This is a genomic window from uncultured Oxalicibacterium sp., from assembly GCF_913776015.1.
GTDB lineage: Bacteria > Pseudomonadota > Gammaproteobacteria > Burkholderiales > Burkholderiaceae_D > Oxalicibacterium.
This window is the reverse complement of sequence record NZ_CAJYMD010000047.1, coordinates 1-24,641: the sequence shown is the minus strand read 5'-3', so window position 1 is coordinate 24,641 and position 24,641 is coordinate 1. Positions and strand designations below refer to the sequence as shown.

The 24,641-nt window shown below is 54.2% G+C and carries 27 protein-coding genes and 2 pseudogenes; 17 read left to right on the top strand and 12 right to left on the bottom strand.

The window, feature by feature from the left end; all coding sequences use genetic code 11:
- From QZ725_RS07865 to QZ725_RS07850, 4 genes and pseudogenes are all read left to right on the top strand, one after another.
- Nucleotides 1–272 (top strand): annotated as a pseudogene (locus QZ725_RS07865) (cytochrome c oxidase subunit I); the annotation flags it as partial.
- Nucleotides 273–302: 30 nt separating this feature from the next.
- Nucleotides 303–416: a cytochrome oxidase small assembly protein gene (locus tag QZ725_RS07860; protein WP_293778207.1), complete on the top strand. Its 114-nt coding sequence runs from the start codon at nucleotides 303–305 to the stop codon at nucleotides 414–416.
- Nucleotides 417–422: 6 nt separating this feature from the next.
- Nucleotides 423–1,040, top strand: coding sequence for a cytochrome c oxidase assembly protein (locus tag QZ725_RS07855; RefSeq protein WP_293778205.1), 618 nt, complete (start codon nucleotides 423–425; stop codon nucleotides 1,038–1,040).
- Nucleotides 1,041–1,158: 118 nt separating this feature from the next.
- Entirely contained in the window at nucleotides 1,159–2,019 is an 861-nt protein-coding gene (locus QZ725_RS07850; protein ID WP_293778203.1) for a cytochrome c oxidase subunit 3, read from the top strand.
- Nucleotides 2,020–2,097: 78 nt separating this feature from the next.
- Here the strand turns inward: QZ725_RS07850 and QZ725_RS07845 are convergent, their stop codons facing one another.
- Nucleotides 2,098–2,298 (bottom strand): twin transmembrane helix small protein, encoded by a 201-nt coding sequence (locus QZ725_RS07845; RefSeq protein ID WP_293778201.1) that lies wholly within the window; start codon nucleotides 2,296–2,298, stop codon nucleotides 2,098–2,100.
- Between the two features lie 60 nt (nucleotides 2,299–2,358).
- Here QZ725_RS07845 and QZ725_RS07840 point away from each other — a divergent pair, with 60 nt between their 5' ends.
- Genes QZ725_RS07840 through QZ725_RS07820 form a run of 5 tightly spaced genes read left to right on the top strand, consistent with a single transcriptional unit; the run spans nucleotide 2,359 to nucleotide 6,290 of the window.
- Nucleotides 2,359–3,072 carry an SURF1 family protein gene (locus QZ725_RS07840; protein ID WP_293778199.1) on the top strand — a complete coding sequence of 238 codons (714 nt, stop codon included), beginning with the start codon at nucleotides 2,359–2,361 and terminating at the stop codon, nucleotides 3,070–3,072.
- Nucleotides 3,059–3,646, top strand: coding sequence for a cytochrome C oxidase subunit I (locus tag QZ725_RS07835; RefSeq protein ID WP_293778196.1), 588 nt, complete (start codon nucleotides 3,059–3,061; stop codon nucleotides 3,644–3,646). The genes QZ725_RS07840 and QZ725_RS07835 overlap by 14 nt, the downstream gene beginning before the upstream one ends.
- Before the next feature lie 7 nt (nucleotides 3,647–3,653).
- Complete coding sequence (locus tag QZ725_RS07830; protein ID WP_293778209.1) at nucleotides 3,654–4,787, top strand: heme A synthase; 1,134 nt, start codon at nucleotides 3,654–3,656, stop codon at nucleotides 4,785–4,787.
- A 1-nt stretch (nucleotide 4,788) separates the two neighbouring features.
- The gene (gene cyoE / locus QZ725_RS07825) at nucleotides 4,789–5,673 is read left to right on the top strand and encodes a heme o synthase (protein WP_293778194.1); all 885 of its coding nucleotides are present in this window, start codon (nucleotides 4,789–4,791) and stop codon (nucleotides 5,671–5,673) included.
- A complete protein-coding gene (locus QZ725_RS07820; RefSeq protein WP_293778192.1) occupies nucleotides 5,673–6,290 on the top strand; it encodes an SCO family protein in 618 nt (205 codons plus the stop codon). Before cyoE ends, QZ725_RS07820 begins: the two co-directional genes overlap by 1 nt.
- Nucleotides 6,291–6,376: 86 nt before the next feature.
- Here QZ725_RS07820 and rpoH read toward each other — a convergent pair whose 3' ends face one another.
- From rpoH to ftsY, 4 genes are all read right to left on the bottom strand, one after another.
- Entirely contained in the window at nucleotides 6,377–7,273 is an 897-nt protein-coding gene (rpoH, locus tag QZ725_RS07815) for an RNA polymerase sigma factor RpoH (RefSeq protein ID WP_293778190.1), read from the bottom strand.
- A gap of 285 nt (nucleotides 7,274–7,558) precedes the next feature.
- Nucleotides 7,559–8,488 carry a permease-like cell division protein FtsX gene (ftsX, locus tag QZ725_RS07810; protein WP_293778187.1) on the bottom strand — a complete coding sequence of 310 codons (930 nt, stop codon included), beginning with the start codon at nucleotides 8,486–8,488 and terminating at the stop codon, nucleotides 7,559–7,561.
- On the bottom strand, nucleotides 8,485–9,183 hold the full coding sequence (ftsE, locus tag QZ725_RS07805; protein WP_293778185.1) for a cell division ATP-binding protein FtsE: 699 nt from the start codon (nucleotides 9,181–9,183) through the stop codon (nucleotides 8,485–8,487). Before ftsE ends, ftsX begins: the two co-directional genes overlap by 4 nt.
- Nucleotides 9,184–9,216: 33 nt before the next feature.
- A complete protein-coding gene (gene ftsY, locus QZ725_RS07800; RefSeq protein ID WP_293778182.1) occupies nucleotides 9,217–10,350 on the bottom strand; it encodes a signal recognition particle-docking protein FtsY in 1,134 nt (377 codons plus the stop codon).
- 96 nt (nucleotides 10,351–10,446) lie between these two features.
- Between ftsY and QZ725_RS07795 the strand changes: the two genes are divergently transcribed.
- From QZ725_RS07795 to QZ725_RS07775, 5 genes are all read left to right on the top strand, one after another.
- Nucleotides 10,447–11,838 (top strand): pitrilysin family protein, encoded by a 1,392-nt coding sequence (locus QZ725_RS07795; RefSeq protein WP_293778179.1) that lies wholly within the window; start codon nucleotides 10,447–10,449, stop codon nucleotides 11,836–11,838.
- Nucleotides 11,839–11,871: 33 nt separating this feature from the next.
- A complete protein-coding gene (locus tag QZ725_RS07790) occupies nucleotides 11,872–13,173 on the top strand; it encodes a pitrilysin family protein (protein WP_293778177.1) in 1,302 nt (433 codons plus the stop codon).
- Between the two features lie 142 nt (nucleotides 13,174–13,315).
- A complete protein-coding gene (gene rsmD / locus QZ725_RS07785) occupies nucleotides 13,316–13,957 on the top strand; it encodes a 16S rRNA (guanine(966)-N(2))-methyltransferase RsmD (protein ID WP_293778175.1) in 642 nt (213 codons plus the stop codon).
- A gap of 158 nt (nucleotides 13,958–14,115) precedes the next feature.
- Nucleotides 14,116–14,610: a pantetheine-phosphate adenylyltransferase gene (gene coaD, locus QZ725_RS07780; RefSeq protein WP_293778172.1), complete on the top strand. Its 495-nt coding sequence runs from the start codon at nucleotides 14,116–14,118 to the stop codon at nucleotides 14,608–14,610.
- 257 nt (nucleotides 14,611–14,867) lie between these two features.
- Nucleotides 14,868–15,134, top strand: coding sequence for a YfhL family 4Fe-4S dicluster ferredoxin (locus QZ725_RS07775; protein ID WP_293778168.1), 267 nt, complete (start codon nucleotides 14,868–14,870; stop codon nucleotides 15,132–15,134).
- Between the two features lie 34 nt (nucleotides 15,135–15,168).
- Here QZ725_RS07775 and QZ725_RS07770 read toward each other — a convergent pair whose 3' ends face one another.
- Together QZ725_RS07770 and QZ725_RS07765 are read right to left on the bottom strand one after the other, a co-directional pair.
- Nucleotides 15,169–16,260, bottom strand: a complete 1,092-nt coding sequence (locus QZ725_RS07770) for a diguanylate cyclase (RefSeq protein ID WP_293778166.1) — start codon at nucleotides 16,258–16,260, stop codon at nucleotides 15,169–15,171.
- A gap of 397 nt (nucleotides 16,261–16,657) precedes the next feature.
- Nucleotides 16,658–16,966, bottom strand: coding sequence for a helix-turn-helix transcriptional regulator (locus QZ725_RS07765; RefSeq protein ID WP_293778163.1), 309 nt, complete (start codon nucleotides 16,964–16,966; stop codon nucleotides 16,658–16,660).
- Nucleotides 16,967–17,541: 575 nt separating this feature from the next.
- Between QZ725_RS07765 and QZ725_RS07760 the strand changes: the two genes are divergently transcribed.
- The 3 genes from QZ725_RS07760 (at nucleotide 17,542) to QZ725_RS07750 (ending at nucleotide 20,622) form a co-directional block, all read left to right on the top strand.
- Nucleotides 17,542–18,060 (top strand): HAD domain-containing protein, encoded by a 519-nt coding sequence (locus QZ725_RS07760; RefSeq protein WP_293778160.1) that lies wholly within the window; start codon nucleotides 17,542–17,544, stop codon nucleotides 18,058–18,060.
- 349 nt (nucleotides 18,061–18,409) lie between these two features.
- Nucleotides 18,410–19,657 carry a type II toxin-antitoxin system HipA family toxin gene (locus tag QZ725_RS07755; RefSeq protein WP_293778158.1) on the top strand — a complete coding sequence of 416 codons (1,248 nt, stop codon included), beginning with the start codon at nucleotides 18,410–18,412 and terminating at the stop codon, nucleotides 19,655–19,657.
- 695 nt (nucleotides 19,658–20,352) lie between these two features.
- Nucleotides 20,353–20,622 (top strand): hypothetical protein, encoded by a 270-nt coding sequence (locus QZ725_RS07750; protein ID WP_293778155.1) that lies wholly within the window; start codon nucleotides 20,353–20,355, stop codon nucleotides 20,620–20,622.
- A gap of 27 nt (nucleotides 20,623–20,649) precedes the next feature.
- Here QZ725_RS07750 and QZ725_RS07745 read toward each other — a convergent pair whose 3' ends face one another.
- The 5 genes and pseudogenes from QZ725_RS07745 to QZ725_RS07725 all read right to left on the bottom strand — a co-directional run.
- Entirely contained in the window at nucleotides 20,650–20,871 is a 222-nt protein-coding gene (locus QZ725_RS07745; protein ID WP_293778152.1) for a hypothetical protein, read from the bottom strand.
- Between the two features lie 95 nt (nucleotides 20,872–20,966).
- A complete protein-coding gene (locus tag QZ725_RS07740) occupies nucleotides 20,967–21,593 on the bottom strand; it encodes a tyrosine-type recombinase/integrase (protein WP_293778150.1) in 627 nt (208 codons plus the stop codon).
- 94 nt (nucleotides 21,594–21,687) lie between these two features.
- Complete coding sequence (locus QZ725_RS07735) at nucleotides 21,688–23,457, bottom strand: 7TM diverse intracellular signaling domain-containing protein (protein WP_293778148.1); 1,770 nt, start codon at nucleotides 23,455–23,457, stop codon at nucleotides 21,688–21,690.
- 89 nt (nucleotides 23,458–23,546) lie between these two features.
- Nucleotides 23,547–24,218 (bottom strand): response regulator transcription factor, encoded by a 672-nt coding sequence (locus QZ725_RS07730; RefSeq protein WP_293778146.1) that lies wholly within the window; start codon nucleotides 24,216–24,218, stop codon nucleotides 23,547–23,549.
- 195 nt (nucleotides 24,219–24,413) lie between these two features.
- Nucleotides 24,414–24,641 (bottom strand): annotated as a pseudogene (locus tag QZ725_RS07725) (autotransporter outer membrane beta-barrel domain-containing protein); the annotation flags it as partial.

Here is a 24,641-nt window from a genome sequence, read left to right as displayed (position 1 = left end):
TCTTCCCGATGCACTTCCTGGGTCTGGCCGGCATGCCACGTCGTTATGCCGACTATCCGGCGCAGTTCACGGATTTCAACATGATTGCCTCTATTGGAGGCCTGGGCTTTGGACTGATGCAGGTGTACTTCCTGTTTGCCGTCGTGTTGCCATCGATTCGTGGCGGGCAGCCTGCATCGGACAAGCCTTGGGAAGGTGCGGAAGGGTTGGAGTGGACAGTGCCAAGTCCCGCGCCTTTCCATACCTTTGAGACGCCGCCTACCGTGAAGTGATCACAGCCGACTTTCATTCGAGGAAAGAGGATGAACTTGACCGACGACCAGAAAAAACGCAATGTGCGTACTGCGCTGATTCTGGCGTCGATTGCGGCGATGTTCATGTTTGGCGTGTTTGCAAAACGCATGTGGTTCATGTGAGGTGAGATGGAAGAGCAAGAACATTCGTCGATCCGCCTGCTGAACAAACAGATGTTCGGCAAGCTGTGCATCATCGCTGTGATGATGTTCGGATTTGGCTATCTGCTGGTGCCGCTGTACAAACAGATTTGTGAAATCACCGGCATCAACATCCTCGCTTTTCAGGAAGGCGAAGGCATGAAGGTCAAGCCGATCGACAATTCGCAGATCGATCGCAGCCGTACGATTACCGTCGAGTTCGATGCCAATGCGCATGGGCCGTTTCGCTTTCGTCCGACGGTCAACAGCATGACCGTGCATCCGGGCGAGATGGCGCAGGTATTGTATGAAGTGGTGAATACGCAGCAGCACAGTGTCGAGGCGCAGGCGATTCCGAGCTATGCGCCGCAGCAGGCCGCGGCACATTTCAAGAAGGTCGAATGCTTCTGTTTCCAGCAGCAGACGATGTCAGCAGGGCAGGCAAGGCAGATGCCGGTGGTGTTTTACCTTGACCCGGCACTGCCAAGAGACGTGAAGACGATTACCTTGTCTTACACCTTTTTTGACGTAGGTGGGTTTGACAAGAAGGCGGAAAAACCGAAAGACGACAAGGTTGATAAGGCAGCGGTAGCTACGGCGGGTTGACCAAAAACAGATGAGGCTGGTTGCATCGGCAATCGGCAGACAAGACAGGATTATCAGCGGCAGAGCGTAACAACGTTTGCACGGCTATTCGTGCAGCATGTCCGATCGGGAGACAGAGATGAGTACTCAACAAAAGGATGCTCCGTACTATTTCGTGCCGGGTCCGTCGCGTTGGCCGATGATGGCGGGCATTTCGCTGCTTGTCATGATGGCGGGCGCCTCGGCGTGGGTAAATGACGTCGGCTGGGGTGCTTATGTGAATCTGGCTGGCTTGCTGGGTTTTCTGTTTGTGCTCTATTTCTGGTTCGGCGATGCCATCAAGGAATCTGAAGGCGGGCTTTACAGCAAGCGCATCGACGTGTCGTTCCGCTGGAGTATGAGCTGGTTCATCTTTTCCGAAGTCATGTTTTTTGCAGCATTCTTCGGTGCTTTGTTCTATGCACGCAGTATCAGCATGCCGTGGCTAGCCGATCTCGATCACAAATTGCTCTGGCCCGATTTCAGCGCGCATTGGGGCGGCGTTGGTCCGGCGAATACGGTCGAATCGTTTTCCACCATGGGGCCGTTCTGGATTCCCACGATCAATACGGCACTGCTGCTGACTTCCGGTGTGACCTTGACGATTGCGCACCATGCGATTCGTGAAGGCAAGCGCAGCCAGACGGCAATCTGGCTGGCTGCCACCATTTTGCTCGGTGCCGTTTTCATGGGTTTTCAAGCCTATGAATATATCCATGCTTACCGCGACCTGAACCTCAAGCTGACATCGGGCATTTACGGCTCGACCTTTTTTCTACTGACAGGTTTCCACGGCTTCCACGTTACGATGGGGGCGATCATGCTGGCGGTCGTGCTGTATCGCGTTCTGAAAGGACACTTCACGGCGGATAACCATTTTGCCTTCGAAGGGGCTGCCTGGTATTGGCATTTCGTGGACGTGGTCTGGCTGGGCTTGTACGTCGTCGTGTACTGGTTGTAACGACGCGGTTTTCCTTAAAAAAAAGCCGCTTTATGCGGCTTTTTTCATGGAGGTGGGACAACTTGTCCGGCGCGAAAATCAGCGAATTCCGGTAGGCTGTATGTAGCCGAATCGCCAGGCCAGCAATACCAAAACGAATAGCGTGATCGAAAAGCCGACACGCCAAGCCAATGCCTGTACCGTGCGATTGCTTTTCCCTTTGTCGCGCATCAGGTAAAACAGGGCCGAGGCCAGACTGCCCAGTATCAGGATGAACGCAATGGCAACGAGGATTTTCATATGCTGAACATGGCAAGAATCGCCCGGGACACGCATTGCGTTTGATGGAATAACGGAGCCATGCAGATTTCCTTTCGTTTCAGGATTGTGCCGTTCATCGTGTCGGTGATTCTGGTCGCCATTGGCCTGTCGCTGGCGCAATGGCAAACGCGTCGCGCCGATGAAAAGCAGGCCATCGAAAACTTGCTGCTGACGAGGCAGTCTGCGCCAGTTTTGCCGCTCGGGCAAGTGCCGGACGACCTACAGGACTTGCTGTTTCGGCGTGTGCAGCTACGCGGTCATTTCATTGCCGGTTGGCCGGTCTATCTGGACAATCGTCCATATCAGGGGCGGGCCGGATTTTATTTGCTGATGCCGTTTAAAATGGCGAACGCATCGTCTCATGTCCTCGTGATGCGCGGCTGGTTTCCCCGCGATACGGCTGACAGAACAAGGTTGCCTGCGATTGCCACGCCGGTTGGCGAGACAGTCATCGAAGGCATTGCGCGTGCGGATGTCGGTCGTGTCATGCAATTGGGGCAGCCCGATGCCTTGCGACCCGGTGCAATCTTGCAGAATCTGACGGCACGTGAATGGTCGGATGCCAGCGGCCTGCCATTTTCTTCGCTGGTTGTGGAAGAAACGACCGCCACTGCTGATGGGCTGGTACGTGATTGGCCCAAGCCTTCGGTCGGCATCGACAAGCACCGCGGCTATGCTTTTCAGTGGTATGGGCTGGCGGGAATGGCGACGTTATTTTTTGTTGTGACAGGATTTCGACGTGGAAGATCGTAAGAAAACCATTGGGCGATGGAAGTTGCTGGCCATTCTGCTGGTATGCGCCTCGCCGATCATCATTTCCTACCTGACGTATTACGTGATCAAGCCGGAAGGCAGGACCAATTACGGTAGCTTGATTGATCCGCGTGCCTATCCGCTGCCGGTGCTGGAAACGCGAACGCTGGATGGTCAGCCTGTCACGCTGGACGCATACAAGGGCAAGTGGGTCATGCTGCTGGTTGCCGGTGGCGATTGTCTGGCTTCGTGCGAGAGGAAACTGCATGCGATGCGCCAGTTGCGGCTCTCACAGGGCAAGGAAATGAGCCGCATCGAACGCGTCTGGCTGATCACGGATGATCATCCGATCGATACCATCCTGATCCGCGAATTCGACGGTACGCACATGCTGCGCACCAGGACCGAACTGGTCGAGGCGTGGCTGCCGGTGGAACAAGGCACCACGGTGAGCGATCATCTCTACATGATCGATCCGCTCGGCAATCTCATGATGCGTTTCCCCAAGGATGCAGACCCCAACAAGATCAAGAAGGATCTGAACAAACTCTTGAAGGCGTCCTCCATTGGATAATTCCGCGCTGCTGTTTCAACTGGCGAGCAAGGGTTTGCTCGTCGCCCTGCTTTTTGGTCTCATCGTCTGGTCTTCCAAAGACACCAACAAATACCGCAAGCTGGTGTGGGTCACTGTCTTCCTGACCTTTGACGTCATCATGTTCGGGGCCTTCACACGTCTGACCGATTCCGGGCTCGGCTGCCCAGACTGGCCCGGCTGCTACGGGCATTCCAATCCCTTGCAAGCGATGGAGCATATCCGCGCCGCTGAAGCCTTGATGCCGGATGGTCCGGTGACGGTGATGAAGGCATGGATTGAAATGATCCACCGCTATCTGGCAATGGGGATTGGCGTGCTCATCATTGCAGTTCTCGTGCTGTCGTGGCGTTTCTGGCTGCGTAGCGGCAAGACGCAGTCGCAGTTTTCACCCTGGTTCCCGCTGGCTTTGTTCTTCTTCGTCTGTCTGCAAGGCGCATTCGGCGCCTGGACCGTGACGATGAAACTGCAACCCATCATCGTCACCATCCATCTGTTGCTCGGCATGACCTTGCTGGCGATGCTGACGTGGGTCGGTGCACGGCAAAACATCCACGTACCGGTTGCAGCCGCGGGCAGGGGATTGCGCTGGCCTGCGCTATTGGGCTTGCTCGTATTGACGATGCAGATTGCGTTGGGCGGCTGGGTCAGCACCAATTACGCCGCGCTGGCCTGTCCCGATCTGCCGCTGTGTCATGGTGCCATGGTGCCGGAGATGGATTTCGAACATGGCTTCACCTTGTGGCGCAGTCTGGGCATGACGGCCGGCGGCGATTATCTGCCTTTCCCCGCGCTGGTGGCGATTCACTGGACACATCGCATGTTCGCCTTCGTCGTGGTGGCGCTACTGGGCTGGACGGCATGGCGCGCAAGCCGCATCGATGGCATGCAAAAAGTCGGTCGCGGTTTGTTGGCAGCACTGGCGTTGCAAATCCTGATCGGGCTGTCTACCGTGTCGCTCGAATGGCCGCTGGCGTTGGCGGTTGCCCACAATGGCTGTGCGGCGCTGCTGGTGCTGCTGACGGTCATGGTAAACTACAAGGCTCGCATCGCCGGTCAGCCGCGCGATTTGTCTTCTGCGAATCGGATCGATTCGCGCACTTCCGCTGTTTCGAACGATTAACGTGACTACCTTGACCGCTTCCCCCAATCGCATTGCCCAGTACTGGGCGCTGACCAAGCCGCGCGTGACGCAGCTGGCGGTGTTCTGCGCCGTGATCGGGATGTTTCTTTCTTCACCAGATTTGCCGGATTGGCATCTTGTCGTTGCCGCAACCGTCGGTATCTGGCTGCTGGCCGGTGCGGCCTTTGCCGTCAATTGCCTGGTCGAACGTGAGATCGATGCACGCATGGCGCGCACGGCACGCCGTCCGATGGCGCGTGGCGAACTGACCGTCACGCAGACGCTGATTTTCTCCGGCGTGATCGGCGGTGCCGGGATGTGGGTGCTGTACAACTTCGTCAACGCACTGACCATGTGGCTGACCTTCGCCACATTCGTTGGTTATGCCGTGATCTACACGATGATTCTCAAGCCGGCGACGCCGCAGAACATCGTCATCGGCGGGCTGTCGGGCGCGATGCCGCCGGCGCTGGGTTGGGCCGCGATTGCCAATGATGTGCCGATGCAGGCCTGGATTCTGGTGCTGATCATCTTCGTCTGGACGCCGCCGCATTTCTGGGCGCTGGCGCTGTACCGTCGTGACGAATATGCGAAGTCGGGTTTGCCGATGCTGCCGATCACGCACGGCATGGCCTTTACGCAATTGCAGATTCTGCTGTATTCGGTCGCGTTGGTGGCGTGCACGCTGCTGCCATTTGCGGTCGGGATGAGCGGCTGGGTTTATTTGGCCGTGACGCTCGTGCTCGATGCGATTTTCCTCTGGTATGCGTGGCAGGTGTATCGCCATTACACCGATTTGATCGCCCGCAAGATGTTCGCCTACTCCATCGTCTATCTGTCGATTCTGTTCGCCGTATTGCTGGTCGACCATTACCTGAGTTTCTGATGCCGATAACGTTTCCGCGCCGTCTCCGTTCTCTCGCTGTCGTTTGCGCAACCGTGCTGGCCCTCGCTGCATGCGGTGAAAAAGCGACGCCACCTGCAGCGAAATTCAGTAACACCGACGTTACCGGATTGGCTTACGGCAAGGGATTCGAACTGCTGGATCATACTGGGCAGAAGCGTACGCTGGCGGATTTCAAGGGCAAGGCCGTCGTCGTGTTCTTCGGCTTCATGCACTGCCCGGATGTCTGCCCGACGACGATGATGGAAATGTCCAACGTCATGAAGCAGCTTGGGCCGGATGCGGACCGCGTGCAGGTCATTTTCATCACGCTGGATCCGACGCGCGATACGCCGGATCTGTTGTCGCAATACGTGACGGCCTTCGATCCACGCTTTGTCGGCTTGTATGGCACGCCCGAAGAAATCGATCGCACCGCCAAGGAATTCAAGGTGTTCTATGAAAAAGTGCCGGGCAAGGAGCCCGGTAGCTACACGATCGATCACACTGCGGGCAGTTATGTCTTTGATCCGACAGGACGTATTCGCCTCTTCATTCGCCACGGACAAGGCGTCGACAGTGTTGTGCACGATCTGAAGCTTCTGTTATCCGGAAAATAATGATGCGGTATAGCAGGCGGGTCTATCGCTTGCCCAAAGAAAAAGCGCTCCGAGGAGCGCTTTTTTATTACAAGGCGTTTGGCCGATCAGGCGTATGCAGCCAGCGAACCCTTCATTTTCTTCAAGGCGACTGCCTCGATCTGGCGAATACGTTCAGCCGAGACGCCGAATTCATCAGCCAGTTCATGCAGGGTTGCACCCGAGCCATCGTCGTTAGCCAACCAGCGCGCTTCAACGATGCGACGCGAACGCGGATCGAGCTTTTCCAGTGCGGTGCTCAAACCTTCGGTCTGCATGCGGTCGTAATCCTGCGATTCCAGGACACGCGTCGGTTCCTGTGCTTCGGAAGACAGGTAAGCGATAGGCGCGAACTTGTCATCTTCATCATCGGATGGCGCTTCCAGAGCAATATCACGGCCTGACAGACGCGTTTCCATTTCGATGACTTCTTCGCGCTTGACGTTGAGCGTCTTTGCCAGCTCGTTCACCTGGTCCGGCGTCATCGAATCCAAGCCGCTCTTGTGGCTGCGCAGGTTGAAGAACAGCTTGCGCTGTGCCTTTGTGGTGGCCACCTTGACCAGACGCCAGTTCTTCAGGATGTACTCGTGCATCTCGGCCTTGATCCAGTGCATGGCATACGACACCAGACGTACACCTTGATCGGGATCAAAGCGTTTAACGGCTTTCATCAGGCCAATATTGCCCTCTTGAATCAGGTCGGCATGCGGCAAGCCGTAACCCAGATAGCCACGTGCGATCGACACCACAAGGCGCAGGTGCGACATGATCAGTTGCTGGGCAGCGCCCAAGTCGTTTTGGTCGCGCAGACGGCGAGCCAGCGAAACTTCTTCTTCCTGCGTCAGCATGGGCAGGCGATTGACTGCCGAAATGTAAGCGTCAATATTGCCCAGCGCGCCTGAGAACCCGAGCGCCATAACGTTGCTCGAGGGAATCATTGCGTTGGATGCAGTTGCAGCTTTCATGTTTTCTCCTTGCTTGCGACTTCAGGAAAAGATGGGTTGTTATCCCACGGTTGAGGCCTATATTAGCACTCTATTCCAATGAGTGCTAATTGCGCTTTCTGAAGGCGGTCATAGCCAAAATGCTATTGCATTTGGTGCAACCATTTAAGTCGCGTTCAAGGTTTTAGAGCAGATTTCGGGCGTGAAGTTGCGCCAGAATGCGTTAGAAAAGGCATTCCTTGTTTGAATTGTTTGTGACCAAACGTAAGAAAAAGGCCTCTCGTTTGAGAGGCCATTTGACGGGAATCAGTCTTGCAATCGTTTTAATTGCCGCGAGACGGAAAGCAGCGCACCCAGATAGCCGAGTAGGGCGCTAATGCCCAGCAGCGTCAGCATCCACAGCGGGTCAAGATTGCCCAGACGGAATTCGGACGCATACAGCCGTGCAAAATCGGCAATCGCTGTATTCAGCGGATTCAGGCCGACCGCGACAGCAATCAATGCGACGCCGCCCGCGATCAGCCCCAGTAAAGCACCCGTGTAATAGAACGGACGGCAGATGAAGGCATCGGTCGCGCCGACGAGTCGGGAGACTTCGATTTCCTCGCGCTGCGTCATGACTTGCAGGCGAATCGTGTTGAATACCACGGCCACGACGACGACTCCCAGCGTGATCGCCAGAAAAGCCAGAATTAGGCGCATGACCTGCAACAGTGCCGCCAGTCGCTCCACCCAGGCCGAATCGATCTGCACATATTCCACGCCATCCAGTTCGCGCAGCTTGGCGGCAATTTGTGTAACGACCTTGGCATCGCCATCATCCTGAAACCCGGCCATCTTGACGACATAGGCATCCGGCAGCGGATTGTTGCCGAGAATTGTGATCGCTTCATCGAGACCCGTCTTGTTTTTCATGGTCGTCAATGCCTTCTCGCGCGGGATGAATTCCAGCTTGATGCCATGCTTGGCCTCCTGCGCGATGCGGCGAATCTCGGGGCCGACCGCGGTGGCGCGTTCGCGCGAGGCATCGACTTCCATGAAGACGCTGATTTCCGGCTCGACCGCCAGTTGCTCCGATACGGGGCGCACGTTCTCGATCAGCGTCAGGCCGGCAAAGGGCAGCGTCAGTGCAATCGCGACGACCAGTACGTTCAGGATGAAGTTGCCAGGCGTTTTCAGCAGGTGGCGGAAGGCGTCGGAAATCGCAAAGCCGTGGTGACGAATCCAGCCGTTCATGCTTGCACCTGTGCGTTGTTGCCGACTGGCGTGGTGCGACGCCAGCTTTCGAGAATGCGGCCGTGGTCGAGATAAATCACGCGCGTGGCGGTATCGAGGAATTGTTCGTCGTGCGTCGAGATCAGGCAGGTCACGCCGACGGCATGAAATGCCTTGAGTGCGTCGAGTACCTTGTTGGCAGCTTCGCGATCCAGATTGGCGGTCGGTTCGTCAGCCAGAATGATCTGCGGGCGATTGACGATGGCACGTGCAATCGAGACGCGCTGCTGTTCGCCGCCCGACAGGCTTTGCGGCGACATGGGTGCCTTGTCCAGCAGGCCGACCTTGTCGAGCGCGGCACGGGCACGGCGCTCCGCATCGCCACGCGTGGCGCCACAGACGATCAGTGGCAGCATGACATTCGCAAGCACGGTGCGGTCTTCGAGCAGACGCTGTTGCTGGAAGATCAGGCCGAGGTTGCGGCGCAAATAGGGCAGACCGGATTGCTTGATGCGTCCGACATCGTGGCCGCTGACCGTGACCGTGCCTTCGCTGGGTCGCTCCATGGCCGCAATCATCTTCAACAGCGTGGATTTGCCGGCACCTGAGGGGCCGGCGAGGAACACGAGTTCGCCCTTGTCGATCTTGAGCGAAATATCGGAAAGTGCCGCGATGTTCGGCGGGTATTGCTTGGAAACCTGATGGAATTCAATCATCTATCTTGATCAGCCCGGACTGTCGGCTCTGCCTCATCCTAATATCGCATCTACAAATGCCGATGCATCAAACGGCTGCAAATCCTCGATTTGCTCGCCGACCCCGATGAAGTAGACAGGAATCGGACGGGTTCGTGCGATGGCCGCCAGCACACCGCCCTTGGCCGTGCCGTCGAGCTTGGTCACGACTAGGCCGGTGAGGCCCAATGCATCGTCAAACGCCTTCACTTGCGTGAGCGCATTCTGGCCAGTGTTGCCGTCGATGACGAGCAGCACTTCATGCGGCGCGCCATCCGACGCCTTGCCGATCACGCGCTTGATCTTCTTGAGCTCTTCCATCAGATGCAATTGGGTCGGCAGACGGCCGGCGGTATCGACCATCACGACATCGGTGCCGCGTGCACGGGCCGATTGCACGGCATCGAACGCAACGGCGGCCGGATCGCCGGATTCCTGTGCGATCACGGTGACGTTGTTGCGCTGGCCCCAAACTGTCAGTTGTTCGCGTGCGGCAGCGCGGAAGGTATCACCCGCGGCCAGCAACACCGATTGCTGGTGCGCCTGCAAGTGCTTGGCCAGCTTGCCGATGGTGGTGGTCTTGCCGGCACCGTTGACGCCCGCAATCATCATGACCAGCGGCTTGTGGCGACCCAGCACGAGGGGCTTCTGCAAGGGCGTGAGCATGTCGATCAGCAGCGTGCGCAATGCCTGCTTGACCTGCGCCGCATCCGTTAGACGGTCGGTTTTGACCTTGCGCTTCAGGCCGTCCAGCAGAAATTGCGTGGCATCGACACCCGCATCGGCCATCAGCAGCGCGGCTTCGAGTTCATCGTAGAGATCGTCATCGATCTTGGCGCCGACGAACAGCGTGGTCAGGTTGGACGAGGTTTTGGATAGTCCGCTTTTGAGGCGCGCCATCCACGATTGCTTTTGCGCGGCCGGGGTTTCGACAGCGACGATTTCGTGTTCGGTGGCAGGCGTGGCGATTTCCACAATCGCGGGTGTTTCTGTGACGGTAGGCGCTACAACCACAGGGACGGCAACCGCAGGAACCGGTTCGGCCGGCGCAGGCACATCCGGCGCGATCTGCGGTGCCGGTATTGATGCAGGCGCAGCTTCGGGTTGTGGCGGCGGGGCCGGCGGCTTTTTCTTGAAGAAACTAAACATCGGGAATGGAGTCTGATCAGCGGTTGGCGATCCGACCCTGGGCAGCATGCGCAGGGCAGGCGCTACAATCGCCGTATTCTATCAGAGCACACGATTATGAAATTGCGTATCAAGGCCTTGCTGGCCGCTGTCCTCCCCGCTGCCGTACTGTTGCTGGCACCGACTTTCGCTCTCGCCGTCCCTACCGAAGAATTCACTCTCCAGAATGGCATGAAGATCATCGTCAACGAAGATCATCGTGCGCCGACCGTGGCACACATGGTCTGGTACCGTGTCGGCTCGATTGATGAGCGCAATGGCACCACGGGCGTGGCCCACGCGCTCGAACACATGATGTTCAAGGGTACCAAGACGCTCAAGCCGGGTGAATTCAGCCGCCGCGTGGCGCAGATGGGCGGACGCGAGAACGCCTTCACCAGCAAGGATTACACCGCCTATTTCCAGCAGATAGAGAAATCGCATCTGGAAGCCGTGATGGCACTCGAAGCGGATCGCATGGCGAATCTGCAATTCGACAAGGACGAGTTCGCTCGCGAAATCCGCGTCATCATGGAAGAGCGCCGCCTGCGTACCGACGATCAGCCTGCCGCACTGCTTTACGAAGCCTTGACGGCAACGGCCTATGCCGCGCATCCATATCGCAATCCGATCATCGGCTGGATGGACGATCTCGAACATCTGACCGTGGACGATGTGAAGGCGTGGCACGAGCAATGGTATGCGCCCAACAATGCGACGATGGTCGTCTCCGGCGATGTGGATCCCAAACAGGTGCATCGCCTGGCGGAAAAGTATTTTGGCAAGCTCAAGCCCAAGACGCTGGTGCGTACCCGTCCGCAAAACGAGCCAGAGCAGAAGGGCATCAAACGAGTGACCGTCAAGGCGCCTGCCGAGAATCCCTATGTGATACTGGCGTTCAAGGTGCCGGCGCTGCGCGATGCGGCCAAGGATGAAGAACCGCTGGCACTGGATGTGCTGGCTGCCGTGCTCGACGGTTATGACAATGCACGTCTGACGGCGCGTCTGGTGCGCACCGAGCGCGTGGCTAATGAAGTCGGCGCGTCGTATTCGGGCGTGGCACGCGGGCCGGTGCAATTCATTCTCGACGGCACGCCCGCTGCCGGCACGACGACCGAGCAGCTCGAAGGCTACCTGCGTGCCGAAGTGGCGCGCATTGCCAAGGAAGGTGTCTCCGAGGATGAGCTCAAACGCGTGAAAACGCAACTCATTGCCAGCCAGATCTACAAGCGCGACTCGGTCTTCGGGCAGGCAATGGAAATTGGTGCGATGGAAATGTCCGGCCATTCGTGGCGCGATATCGACCGCCTGATTGAACGCCTGCGACAAGTCACGCCGCAACACGTGCAGGCGGTGGCACAGAAATATTTTGGTGACGACGCACTGACCGTCGGCACGCTCGTGCCGTTGCCGATGACCGACAAGCAACCGGCTGCACCGGCCTCGGCACTGACCGGCCCGCTGCGCTGATCCCAACCTGACCAGATTCGTTCGGAGTTTTCCATGTTCAAACTCATTGCCGGAACCGTGTTGGCGTTTGCCTGCTCGGTCTCGCACGCTGCTCTCCAGATTCAATCGTGGACGCTCGCCAATGGCGCGCGCGTGCTGTTCGTCGAAAACCACAGCATCCCGATGCTGGATGTGAGCGTTGATTTCGACGCTGGTACGCGGCGCGATCCGGCTGGTAAAAGCGGCACCGCCGCCATGACCAATACGATGTTGTCGCGCGGTGTCGTCGCAGCGAATGGCCAAGCGGCACGCAACGAGGCACAGATTTCCGATGCCTTTGCCGACCTCGCTGCGCAACGCGGCAACCGGATTGACAATGATCGTGGCGGCATGACCCTGCGCACGCTGACCACCGAACGCGAACCAGCAATTGCAATGCTGGCGCGCGTGCTTGCGCAACCGGCTTTTCCGGCCGATCTGCTGGCGCGTGACCAGATTCGCACCATCGCCAATCTCAAGGAAAACCTGACCAAGCCGGAAGTGATCGCCGATCGCGCCTTTACTTCGGCGCTGTACGCTGCGCATCCGTATGGCGCACAGATCACGGAAGCCTCGATCAACGCCATCAAGCGTGACGACCTCGTGGCATTTCATCGTCAATACTATGTTGCCAACCATGCCGTCATCACGTTAATTGGCGATGTCACGCGCAACGAAGCCGATGGCATTGCGCGTACACTCACGGCCGGTTTGCCACAGGGGGCTGCACTGCTGGCATTACCTGCAGTCACGACCGGCAAGGGCGGCGAGCAACGCATCGCGCATTCCTCGTCGCAAGCGCACATCCTGATCGGCATGCCGGCCCTGCAGCGCCCGGATCCGGATTTCTTTCCGCTATTGGTCGGCAACTATGTGCTCGGCGGCGGTGGCTTTGTCTCGCGCCTGATGAATGAAGTGCGTGAAAAGCGTGGCTTGACGTATGGCGTCAGCAGCTACTTCGAACCTATGGCGCAGCCGGGGCCTTTCCAGATCGGTCTGCAAACCAAGAGCGAACAGGCAGACCAGGCATTGAAGATCGTGCGCGAAACCGTGGATGGCTTTCTCAAGCAAGGGCCGAGTACGGCTGAACTCAAGGCGGCAAAGGACAATCTCGTCGGCGGCTTTGCCTTGCGTATCGACAGCAACAAGAAGCTGCTGGAAAACATCGCGATGATTGGTTTCTACGGCTTGCCGCTCGATTACCTCGACACCTGGACCGCCAATGTCGAGCGTGTCACGGCAGAGCAGATTCGCGATGCCTTCAATCGCAAGCTGCAGACGTCGCACTTCACGACAGTCGTGGTAGGAGCGCGCTAAACGCTGCTGATTACGCATGCGCTGCAAGTGCCGTGCTGATGACTGGTAGCAAAGCAACGAAGCCCGCAGGCACTGGCGTCTGCGGGCTTCGCTGTTTACAATCCACGCTCTTTCCTTTTCACGGCATGGCCGTCGCCCATTCATGACCCGACCTCACGGCAAATCGGCAAGCGTCAAACCGCGCAACGCACCACACCAGGTACGCATCATCGGCGGGCAGTGGAAACGCACGCCATTGCCCGTTACCGATGCCACGGGTTTGCGGCCGACACCAGACCGCGTGCGCGAAACCGTCTTTAACTGGATCACCCACGTCATCGACGGTGATTGGGAGCGTATCGCGTGTCTCGATGCCTTTGCCGGTACCGGCGTGCTCGGCTTTGAAGCCGCCAGCCGCGGTGCACGCCATGTGGTGTTGCTGGAGAATTTCGGTCCCGCCGTACGACAACTTGCGCAGATGAAAGACAAGCTGCAGGCCAGCCAGATCGACATCATGCAGGGGGATGCGCTGGCGAAGATGCAAGGGTTGCAGCGCAGTCAAACGCAGTTCGACCTGATCTTTCTCGACCCACCGTATCATCAGAACTGGCTTGAACGCGCCGTGCCGCTATGCGAGGCGTTGCTGCGGCGCGACGGTCTGCTTTACGTGGAATCAGAAGTCCCATTGACCGCAGAATCTGCGCCCGCATGGCTGGCAAACTGGGAAATCCTGCGTGCCGACAAGGCCGGTACGGTTTTCTACCATTTGCTGCAGGCCAAAAAAGTGCCTCAAATTGAGGCATAATGCGCATTCTGTTATTTGCGGTGCCGCATGTGTCGCGCCGCGCAAAGCGAAGTATCCAGCACAAGTCTTGAGCCAAGCACTCATCCTGCCACCCACAGGCACCCGCGCCGCTTACTTCTTCCGCCCGTCGACACGTAGCCACCACACAGGGAGCCAATATGGTCACAGCCATCTATCCGGGAACATTTGACCCGCTCACACGCGGTCATGAAGACCTGGTCCGCCGCGCATCAGGCCTGTTCGACAAACTCATCGTCGGCGTTGCCGACAGCCGCAACAAGAAGCCGTTCTTCACGTTGGAAGAACGCCTGACGATTTCCAATGAGGTGCTCGGGCATTACCCAAACGTCCACGTCGAAAGCTTCTCCGGCCTGCTCAAGGATTTCGTGCGCCGCCATGATGCCCGCGTGATCGTCCGCGGCCTGCGCGCCGTCTCCGACTTCGAATACGAATTCCAGATGGCCGGCATGAATCGCTATCTCTTGCCGGACGTCGAAACGCTATTTCTCACGCCATCCGATCAATACCAGTTCATCTCCGGAACCATCGTGCGCGAGATCGCGACGCTGGGCGGCGATGTTTCCAAGTTTGTTTTTCCTTCGGTTGATCGCTGGCTCAAGGAAAAGATCGCCGCGCAAAAGGGCGGTAAGTAATCCTTTGTATGGATGGCATGGCGTTGATGATTACGGACACACGTTGTCGGAAATTCGCAAAGCATTGCTTTGCGCCGAAACGTGCACCAATGGCTTGCAAGCCATTGGTGTATTCGTCGGTGCGCGGAAGAGGGTGATGCAATGGCTTTAATGATCACCGACACGTGGACTGGGGTTTTGCAAAGTATTACTTTGCGCCAGTCCTCGCAGCGATCGCATGCAAGCGATTGCTGGATTCGTCCGTTGAGGGGCATGTAATGGCCCTCATGATTACGGACGAATGCATCAACTGCGATGTCTGTGAACCCGAATGCCCGAACGATGCCATTTCGATGGGCGCGGAATTCTACGAAATCGATCCGCATAAATGCACGGAATGTGTCGGCCACTTCGACCAGCCGCAATGTCAGGAAGTCTGCCCCGTCAGCTGCATTCCCTTCAATCCTGAATGGCGCGAATCGCGCGAAGCGCTGGAAGTCAAATCCGAACGCTTGAAACAGGAAGCCGCCGCCGAGCGTGGCTGATGGCATAAAGCAAAGGGACCATTCGGTCCCTTTTTCATTCATCCCCGCTGATCACGCGATTTCGTCCTGCCTTCTTGGCGCGATACAGTGCGGTGTCTGCCCGCGACAGCAAAGCCTGTGCAATCGGTAACGGCGCGTCCCTGCGCTCCAGTTGCGCTGCCGTCGCCACCCCAATCGACACCGTCGCGTGTACCGTCTCGCCCGAACTGAGGAGCAGGGACTTGCCATCCACACTGTGACGAATGCGCTCTGCCACCGCCATTGCCACCGCATGCGGTGCATCGATCAGTAGCACCACGAATTCCTCACCGCCGAAGCGGCCCAACGCATCGCTGAGGCGCAATTCGTTCTGAATCCGCTTGGCAACTTCGCGTAGCACCTCGTCACCGCCCTGATGCCCATAGCGATCGTTGACGGCCTTGAAGTGATCCAGATCGATGTACATGCACGACAGCGGGTACCCGTGGCGCTGCGTACGGCCGACTTCTTCCAGCAACCGCTTTTCCACATAGCGCCGATTGTTCACACCCGTCAGCGGATCGGTCAGGCCGATATGCTGCAAGCGCTCGTTGTTGATCACGTTCTCCACACAGATCGCCACGATGGATGCACGGTGCTGCAGGAAGTCGCTCGCCATGTGTACCGTAAAGCGTTGCGCATCCAGACTGCCCAAACTCAGCCAGCCAATCAGTGTGTTGCGCCGAATCAGCGGCAGGATGGCTACACTTGCCGGCTTCAATACGGCATCAGGGAAAAGACGGCGATGAAGCAGAGGATTGTAGGCACCCAGCATCGGTTTACGCGAAGGCAGGGCGGTGTCGTCAGAGTTGTCTTCGATGAATAGCAGATTTGGATAATCGCTGATGTCGATCCGCAGATCGCTCAGAATGCGCCGGATTTCATGCTCGGGATCGATCAGCGCCAGCGTTACGACATCCAGCTCTGACGCTTCGGTCAGCGTATCGAACACGCTGTCGATCAATTCCTGAAAACTGTTGGCACCGATGAACTTCAGGTCGAATGCCTGATAGCGCTGCATGATGTCCTGATTGCGGCGGGCCTGCTCCAGCAGTTCGGATAACTGCCGTTGCAGACGGGCGTTTTCTTCGGCCAGGTGAGAGGACATCGAAAGAATCGGTAAGCGCAATAAGGCGTAGAGCGGGATGGCCTAGGTTTGCAGCATGGTACCTTGCGGCAATTTTTCCTGCAATTTGTCTGCCATCCTTGATCGGATAGCAAAAAGCCCTCTTGATGAGGGCTTTGAGACATTCGTCAGGGCTTTAGACATTGAAGATGCACCCCAGAGTTTTACAGTATGGACAGTCTATTAAGTATCTGATTCTACAGTTTTTTTCAGAAAATCACTTTGTCCATAGTTAACGGAACATTTTGATTATGAAAAGATTTGTTTGTCCATATGAGTCACGCTAACTTGAAGTTCTCGACGAAGTGCTGCCTAGCAATCGAATTTGGAAGTGATGATAGTCGAGTTTTGAGGGGGCACAAAATTTAATACTAAGGGTTTAAGAGCGCGTATTTCTATTTTTGTGAACTGACCTTCTCTGTCGAAGTTCTGGATTTCCTTTACCGATTTGAACCACCCTATTAAGCCGAGATATAAAGGCTTCTGCTGGAACACCAAGGGCATCTAACCATGTCAAGAATTCAAGAACATCAATACGCCGGTCACCTCTCTCGCACTTACTTATGAAAGTTTGAGTTACATCCATCCTTTCGGAAAGCACAATTTGACTAACTTCGAGCTCTTCCCGCATCTCCCGAAGAAGTCTAAGTATCGCTTTGTAATTTTCTGAATTTAACGGTTTTGTCATCGGCGCCTCGTTTAGACGCCATCATGAAGTCTGTTTGAGAATACTCAAAAATGGACTAATCCATGTTAGGATAGTCTAAATTAGACTACTGGTATACCGTCAATCTCGCTTTCCGTACAAAAGACTCATCAATAGCAACATCGATTGACGATGGCAAATCAACTGAATCTGGATTTTGAGCGAAAGGGTTTCAAGCGAGGCAGTCTTGTACAAATTGCCATATGGATGAGAGATTTCCCCAGACTTAGCTATCAATTATCCAAATTGAGTATTCAGCACCCAATGCCTCCTCATTGGCAGAGCGGGTGCAATGTCGACGAATACGCGGCTCTACTTGCGCAACACAGGGCGACAGTCGAAAAGATTTTCTCTCTGAATGCGGTGCAAATTGCTACGCAAATTGCCGAATCGAGCAACCAAACAAGGGATAGCTCTAGGCCTAAACCTTTCAATTTCCAAGTTAAAAAACGGTCAAAAAGAAGAATTTGTGCGCCCGTGCAAGCTTTGAACACACATCGCCGCAAGAATCGTAGGAAGGTAAAGCAATTGAGGAAGACGATATCTGGGGCTCTAGCATGAGTAAGGATGTCCCAAAGTTTGGAAGGCTTATATGGCTCGACTTTGATGGCTGTTTGCATCCTGACGGTGTGTTCATCCATCCGACTAAAGGAATTTACCTTCGTGAACCCGGCCATCAACTTTTCGAATGGATGCCCATCCTAGAGGCCTTGCTTTCGAGCCATCCAGAAGTAGGCATTGTTCTGTCGACCTCCTGGGTGTTCAGGAAAAGCTTTAGCTTTGCCAAAAGTCAGTTGAGTTCTTCACTTCAGGACCGTGTAGTTGGCGGAACCTTCCACAATCGTCACACAGATAAGGAGTTCTTCGCCCAACAGACTCGTGCTGGCCAAATCTTTGCTGATGTATATCGACGAGGTATCAGAGAGGAAGATTGGATAGCCATTGATGACGATGCAGAAGGATGGCCGTTCATGTATGCCCGAAATTTAATTCGGACAAATGGTGCAACTGGTATCAGTGCCCTTGAAGTACAAGCAGAGATTAAACGCTGGCTAGATAAGTGGGTGAAAGCATGATGCCAAGATATTTGAGACGATTTTACATTGCCTTTTACGAAGTCTTGGCTGACCCGAAGCGGAGTCACGACTTGTTAGTCATTCTTGGTTTGATTGCGAGTGCAATAGCAGCGACAACCGCCCTGATTGCCACCATTCTTATCTCATAGCCGGAGTTATTGTGAGTAAATTTAGTAGATATCTATTCACACCTGCTGGGCGTGACAGGCTGATGCACATCATCTGCCGTTCCACGGTAATAGGCGGATTGATTGTGTCAGCAGTCTTGATAGTTGCGGCAGTATTTCTTTGAAGCGGATTGCAGTGTCAGAGCGCCTCGAAAATCCACTCCCAAATTGATAATAGGCTGATGGGCATGCAGAAACTTAAAGTGCAATTTGAGGGTTGGGGGCTTTCTAAACACCTTGGCACGCTGGCTAGTAACGGAAGCACGGTACTTTTCGAATACTCCAAAGAAGCCTTGGATGATGGAGTTGAATTCTCCAGTATCCGGATGCCTCTTGATGTCAAAACGTATCAAAACTTCCCGCGAGAGCAGTACCAGTTACCGGGGTTGATTGCGGATGCCCTGCCGGATGGTTGGGGCTTACTGCTGATGGACCGTTACTTTCGTACAAATACCGAGAAGGCGGCTCGTCAAATATCGCCGCTTGACCGTCTAGCGTTTACCGGCAGCCGAGCAATGGGGGCACTGAGCTTTTACCCAGCTGACGCGATTGACTTGCCGGCAACCGACTTAAGGCTTATCGACCTAGCCAATGGAATCCAACAGGTGGCATCCGGCCAGGAAAGTGCTGAAGCACTAAAGCAACTTATCTTGGTGGGTGGCGTGCCGCACGGCGCCCGACCGAAAGCACTCGTGCAGTACGATGAGGACAATGGTGCAATTAGCACGTATTCCGACGCACCAGGCGTGCCATGGCTAGTGAAATTCCCAAGGCAAAACGAGCATAAAGAAGTGTGCGCTATTGAACATCTCTATTGTGAAATGGCGCGCCGATGTGGATTAGATTTGCCAAAAACAGCTTATTTCGACATAGATGCGACGCGTGCGGCATTCGGCATTGAACGGTTCGACCGATGCCAAGGCATGCGTGTGCCTATCCACACCCTAGCCGGCGCATTGAACATCAACTTCCGCGTTCCAAACGCTAGTTACCAAACGCTACTACGCGCCACGCGCGGTCTGACACTCAGCGAGCTTGAAGTGCGGAAAGCATTCGAGCGATGTGTATTCAATGTTGTGTTCAATAATCGTGATGACCATACAAAGAATTTTTCTTATCGCATGACCGAACAGCTTGAGTGGAAACTCTCGCCTTGCTATGACCTTACATACTGCACCGGTCCGGGTGGATACCATCAAATGGATATAGACGGAGAAGCATTGCATCCAACCGTTGGACATTTGGTGAAGCTAGCGACGCTTGATGGAATTTCAGAACCGCGCGCTGTCGAAATCATACGGCGCATAGTGGATGTCGGATTGGCATTCAAGAATGAAGCTAAGAACTATCCAATTCGGGCAGCTACGCGCAATGAGATTGCAAAAGCGATAGAAGGAAATTGCGACCGTATGCGAAATGAGTCCACTTGAAAAGGCTGCCAACTGGCAGCTTTTTCTCAGAACAGCGGCGTCTGCTACCGGCCAGAAGCGGGCATCGGAGATGCCTTGTGATAGTTTCGCTATTTGCAACGTCTCATGCCCCCGAGATTCCTCCTGATACTTCATAACTAGGTTGAGCATCATGACAAGTCACTCTGTTACCTGCAAAAGCTGTGACACCGAAATTCATGGTGAGTTATATCACCTCGGCTTCAGTAATATGGACTGTATGTACTGTGATTCTTGTCCAAGCGTCTTACTTCTTAAAGACCATCAGTTGGCGACAAAAAATGGAATCAAATGGCCTAACTTGCAGCCAGGTGATTCTGGATGGGAGTATTACAACCGGCACTTGCTGCCTTACTACGCGCGCTTTGAGGCTTTGTTTAAGCCATGTCCATGTGGAGGACATTACAGAGCAAGCGCAGCCCCTCGGTGCCCAACATGTAACGGTCTGCTATTTGAAAATGCGCCCCCACTTGATAAGCCCTCTATGTGGCACAAAGGTCATGTATTTGTAACCGCGAGTTCAGTTACTGATTCCGAATGGTTAAGAGCTGCCACATGAACTCGCCAGCGACTGCTTTGGGTCGAAAGCCGACGTCCGCTATCGGCCAAAAGCGGACATTCAATAAAATAAGAAAATATCCCTGTGACCAAACAACGTTTACAAGAAAAATATCGACATGAATATTGAGACTACACGGCAAAGAGTACTTAGCGTTACTCGCTTACTTCGGCTAAACGGCTTTAAAGAAGAAGCGCTTGAGCTCGATACGTTAGTAGATAAAATTGAACGTACAAATGATGATATTGACACTTTGATTTCGAGAATACGAAGGATGTGTCATATCAAATATTTAGGGGACCTTCATGTAGAAGGGGTGAGCTTTGACGAATGGCTGGGCTTGCTCGAATCAGTGAAATCAAGTCTCCCACTCACAGAAAACGAATAGGTCCGCTATCGGCCAGAAGCGGACAAACTAAATTTCTTTTCTGAGTTCGCTAAGCATAAACAGCGCTGCATCACTTTCAGAAGGAAATACCCTTAATGTCGTTTCTTTTCCCCGTTCTATGAAATAGACGTCCCATCGGCCACCTCGTTGCTCAATGCACAGGCGTTCGTCGGCGGGTCTGCCAATCGAATAGACGCGACGTGGTACACCTAGCTTTTCTAACTCTAATTGAAGGTCTTTGATAAGCATTTGTTGTGTCTAGAGTTGCCTACATTATGCGGTTAACTCATATATGGTCCGCTTTGGGTCGTTAGGCGCCGCTGGGTGTACGGCGCCTTACTTTTTTAGACCTCTGTCTGTTCCGCTATTTCGAGAGCGTCATCTACTTCTATCCCAAGATAACGAACAGTGCTTTCTAACTTGGTATGCCCAAGAAGCAGCTGAACTGCGCGAAGATTTTTAGTTCGTCGGTATATCAAGGTTGCTTTTGTCCTGCGCATCGTATGCGTTCCGTAAGCTTCAGGATTTAGGCCTATTGACGCAATCCAAGACTTTACTATCCGAGCGTATTGACGTGTCGATATGTGGCTAGAAGACGTTGTCCTACTTGGAAAAAGGAAGTGACTTGATTGCAGATTGGCTTTCTTGGCCCATTCTTCAAGAGAGCACCTAGTTTGCTCAGTGATTTCAAACTGCACGGGCCGTAAAGTCTTCCGTTGCATCACAATCGCCCGTGAGAGAACCGCACTACCGAGAGCAACGTCAGCCACACGAAGACTGATAAGGTCACATCCACGCAGTTTGCTATCTATAGCCAAATTAAACAACGCCAAATTTCGTATCTGATGAGAAAGCTGGAGTCGTATCCTGATACCCCAGATTTCTTTTAGTTTTAACGGCGCCTTTTGGCCTACTAGTTTATTTTTATTCCAAGGGCGGGTAGGGTTGGAGGACGTAAATGTCGCTTGCATGATATCTCCTCAGTCGAATAGGAGATTTCAGTTTGCCGCGATTTAGAGAACTTCTTGTTCCGGCCAAGGCTACCCTTGGCACTTGCCATTTAGATTAGGCATTTGTCGTGGTCATTTTCAGAGAAATAGTGAGCGTTGTACGACCGGGTGAAGACTGGACTTCTAGAGTTCCGCCTACTGCTGCGATACGCGCATGCATACTGCGCATGCCTACGCTGACACCAGCTTGCCTTACAGCGTCCATATCGAATCCGACACCGTCATCCTCAATGACGAGCATTAGCCTATTGGCTTCTGGCTGCCACATTTTCAGTCCCACATTATGGGCACGGCTATGCTTGAAAACATTGGTGAGCGCTTCTTCCACCAGACGAGTCAGCGCCAAACATTGCATGGCGTTCGGTGGCGTCAGCCATTTCTCCGGTACCTCCCAAGTGGCGTTTAATTCAATATCATCAAAGAGCTGCATAAAACGATGTCTAAGAGGGGCAATCCATTCATTCGGCGATGCAGGTACTCTCACATCATTGCTTGACCCGGCATCGATGGTTTGCCTCAGGTCGTCTCGGATTTGCTTTAAGAGCGATAGAACCTGCTGGTTTTGAAGTGGTGATTTAGCTTGCTGGACGATGGCAATCATGCGTACTAGCGAGCTACCCAATCCATCATGTAAATCGCGTGAGAGTTTCAATCGTTCTTTGAGTACTGAATTTGTGAGCACGAGTTCATGTTCACGCTGCAACGTCGAGCTGAGTTCAGTGCGTGCAAGGCCTATGCCTTTTTCCAGCTCGATATTAAAATTTTCGATGCGCCACATATTGCGTGCATGTCTCAAACCAAGCACGCCTGACAAGCACAGGGTCGTGGCGATACTTGTGAGTGGCATTAGGGGATTGCCGGTTTTAATTACGTGAAGAAGAAGCAATAAATCATAAACGCCAACAATCATGAAGCTCAAAAAGCAGGAGGCAATAATAAGATGTTCAGCGCTCGGCTTTTTTAAGGCATGTGCAGCTGCAAAAAGAAGATTGGTAAAGAAAATGGCTACTGGCACAAATATCGCCAAAGCAAGCGTCTCTTTAAGCGTGTTTGCTTGCGCAGTAGCCGTTATCACGATGAGAACTGTTGCCACGCTCCATAGCGCCTTTGTAAATCGAGGCATCGACAGCTTCAAGAAACGCCATGTGAACATACAAAATGAGGCGACGTAGAGCACGAAGGCAATCGCATTCGCTTTTGCTGCCATGACAGTATCGGAAAAAGGAAAGGGACTGATAGCAACGATATTTGTCGCAAATAAAACCCAGAAGAGAGCTGTCAACGCATACCAGCCGTAATCGGTTTGCTTCCTGTTAATGAGCCAAATAATGAGGAAGACCGCCCCCATAACGGCCGAGATGGTGAGATTGATAAAGAACAAAGTCCGATTGCGCCATACCAAATCGTCGTGCTTCTTTTGAAGTACTTGAGCTTCGCCAACACGAACAGGGCCCAATCCTGGTGTTTGGCCAGCAACGCCCACGACTTTGATTAAAAGGGTGTTCTCGCCATCTCGCACGAGCGGATAAGACAAACGCCAGAACCTTGGCATGTTCCAGCTCCGCGACAATGGCTCAATGAGGCTCATGTCACGCCAGATACGATTTCCATTCACGTAGACTTCTCCAGCCATGACGATGGATTCAATCAGCAGGCCTAGTTCTGACTGGTTGCATTCAGATTGCCAAGTAATCCGATACCAGGCCGAACCGCTGTAACCAGGCCAACGTTCTATCCAGTTGTCGGGAAGCGTGACGGTTTGCCAGTTGCCTTCTGGAGGAAATTCATTGTTCGGATTGGCGCGCACCGCTTGTACGGTAGGCATCGTTACATGACAACTTGGGACACCTTGCGCGAGATTCTCCGCATGCGCTGGTTCTATCAACGCTGACGCAAAAAATACGAATGCCCAGACTACGGTAGCAAGCCTAGTGTGCGTGCAGCGTAAACGGCGCGCGTACGGGAGGAAACGGCGAGCTTGGAATAGATATGCTTGATATGACATTCGATGGTGTTGCGTGATAGTCCGAGTTGTTCAGCAATTTCCCTGTTATTAAGTCCTTGTGCGACGAATCCTAAGATTTCAGACTCGCGGGATGTCAAAGTATCATCAGGGTAGATAGGCGTTTTAGGCGTGGCTTGCGGGCGCATTTCATCGATGATGCGGCGAGCGATGAAAGGGTCAATGGGCGCACCGCCGCGGATAGCACTTCGGATGGACAACGTAATTTCGACATCGTCGCGTTCTTTCAGTACATAGCCTGTAGCGCCAGCGCGTAACGCAGACAGAATCGCGTCTGCAGTGCAATAGGCGGAAATCACAAGAATGGCGACGCTTGGGTCCGCAGCACGCAGTTCCGCAATTAAGTCGATGCCGCTGCCATCAGGAAGACCGATATCCACTAAGGCCAAAGCGACGGGCTGATTTATAAGACGTGAGCGAGCCTGTGCCAGTGACGACGCAACGATAACAGCGTCTGATGTGTAGCCTAACTGTTCCAACAAACCTTGGAGTCTTGAGCATATAAACGGCTCGTCTTCCACTAAGAGAACAGGCGCTGGCAGAATGGAATCAGGTGAAAGCATATGACTAGGCCTGAAGAGTTTTAAGATGCATTTTCGTTATCCGTGAGAGTGTCGCCGATGGAGAAGTGAAATGTCTCGCTCGGAAGTTTTCAATGCAATTATCCTTGGTATTTGTTGCAGACATTGCCGTTTCCCAAACAGAAAAAGAGAAAAAGGCGACCATTTGGTCGCCTTTGGTATTCATCTCTTGTCTAATCAGAATACCCACTTCGCGCGAACCGACGCTGTGTGATTGAGATAGTCTGAACGACCTTCTGCACCATAACGGAAATTGATTTCCGTGCCACTCGCGCTGGTCATGGTGTAGCCGATACCACCACGCACGAGCCACGGTGAATGGTCAATACCAGTTGTCACAAACGATTGGCCTGGCGCGCCCGCATAAGTGGCAACGATATTGCCTTGTTTATTGATAGTGTCGTA

Bases quoted from the DNA above. Each gene is read 5' to 3' on its own strand.
- QZ725_RS07840 (WP_293778199.1), top strand. From the start codon at position 2,359: ATGCAGATTTCCTTTCGTTTCAGGATTGTGCCGTTCATCGTGTCGGTG.
- QZ725_RS07760 (WP_293778160.1), top strand. From the start codon at position 17,542: ATGAGTAAGGATGTCCCAAAGTTTGGAAGGCTTATATGGCTCGACTTT.
- QZ725_RS07770 (WP_293778166.1), bottom strand. From the start codon at position 16,260: ATGTCCTCTCACCTGGCCGAAGAAAACGCCCGTCTGCAACGGCAGTTA.
- ftsE (WP_293778185.1), bottom strand. From the start codon at position 9,183: ATGATTGAATTCCATCAGGTTTCCAAGCAATACCCGCCGAACATCGCG.
- ftsY (WP_293778182.1), bottom strand. From the start codon at position 10,350: ATGTTTAGTTTCTTCAAGAAAAAGCCGCCGGCCCCGCCGCCACAACCC.
- ftsX (WP_293778187.1), bottom strand. From the start codon at position 8,488: ATGAACGGCTGGATTCGTCACCACGGCTTTGCGATTTCCGACGCCTTC.
- rpoH (WP_293778190.1), bottom strand. From the start codon at position 7,273: ATGAAAGCTGCAACTGCATCCAACGCAATGATTCCCTCGAGCAACGTT.
- QZ725_RS07795 (WP_293778179.1), top strand. From the start codon at position 10,447: ATGAAATTGCGTATCAAGGCCTTGCTGGCCGCTGTCCTCCCCGCTGCC.
- QZ725_RS07730 (WP_293778146.1), bottom strand. From the start codon at position 24,218: ATGCTTTCACCTGATTCCATTCTGCCAGCGCCTGTTCTCTTAGTGGAA.
- rsmD (WP_293778175.1), top strand. From the start codon at position 13,316: ATGACCCGACCTCACGGCAAATCGGCAAGCGTCAAACCGCGCAACGCA.
- QZ725_RS07855 (WP_293778205.1), top strand. From the start codon at position 423: ATGGAAGAGCAAGAACATTCGTCGATCCGCCTGCTGAACAAACAGATG.
- QZ725_RS07820 (WP_293778192.1), top strand. From the start codon at position 5,673: ATGCCGATAACGTTTCCGCGCCGTCTCCGTTCTCTCGCTGTCGTTTGC.
- QZ725_RS07745 (WP_293778152.1), bottom strand. From the start codon at position 20,871: ATGCTTATCAAAGACCTTCAATTAGAGTTAGAAAAGCTAGGTGTACCA.
- QZ725_RS07740 (WP_293778150.1), bottom strand. From the start codon at position 21,593: ATGCAAGCGACATTTACGTCCTCCAACCCTACCCGCCCTTGGAATAAA.
- QZ725_RS07750 (WP_293778155.1), top strand. From the start codon at position 20,353: ATGAATATTGAGACTACACGGCAAAGAGTACTTAGCGTTACTCGCTTA.
- QZ725_RS07735 (WP_293778148.1), bottom strand. From the start codon at position 23,457: ATGCCTACCGTACAAGCGGTGCGCGCCAATCCGAACAATGAATTTCCT.
- QZ725_RS07860 (WP_293778207.1), top strand. From the start codon at position 303: ATGAACTTGACCGACGACCAGAAAAAACGCAATGTGCGTACTGCGCTG.
- QZ725_RS07850 (WP_293778203.1), top strand. From the start codon at position 1,159: ATGAGTACTCAACAAAAGGATGCTCCGTACTATTTCGTGCCGGGTCCG.
- QZ725_RS07755 (WP_293778158.1), top strand. From the start codon at position 18,410: ATGGGCATGCAGAAACTTAAAGTGCAATTTGAGGGTTGGGGGCTTTCT.
- QZ725_RS07790 (WP_293778177.1), top strand. From the start codon at position 11,872: ATGTTCAAACTCATTGCCGGAACCGTGTTGGCGTTTGCCTGCTCGGTC.
- coaD (WP_293778172.1), top strand. From the start codon at position 14,116: ATGGTCACAGCCATCTATCCGGGAACATTTGACCCGCTCACACGCGGT.
- QZ725_RS07775 (WP_293778168.1), top strand. From the start codon at position 14,868: ATGGCCCTCATGATTACGGACGAATGCATCAACTGCGATGTCTGTGAA.
- QZ725_RS07765 (WP_293778163.1), bottom strand. From the start codon at position 16,966: ATGACAAAACCGTTAAATTCAGAAAATTACAAAGCGATACTTAGACTT.
- QZ725_RS07845 (WP_293778201.1), bottom strand. From the start codon at position 2,298: ATGAAAATCCTCGTTGCCATTGCGTTCATCCTGATACTGGGCAGTCTG.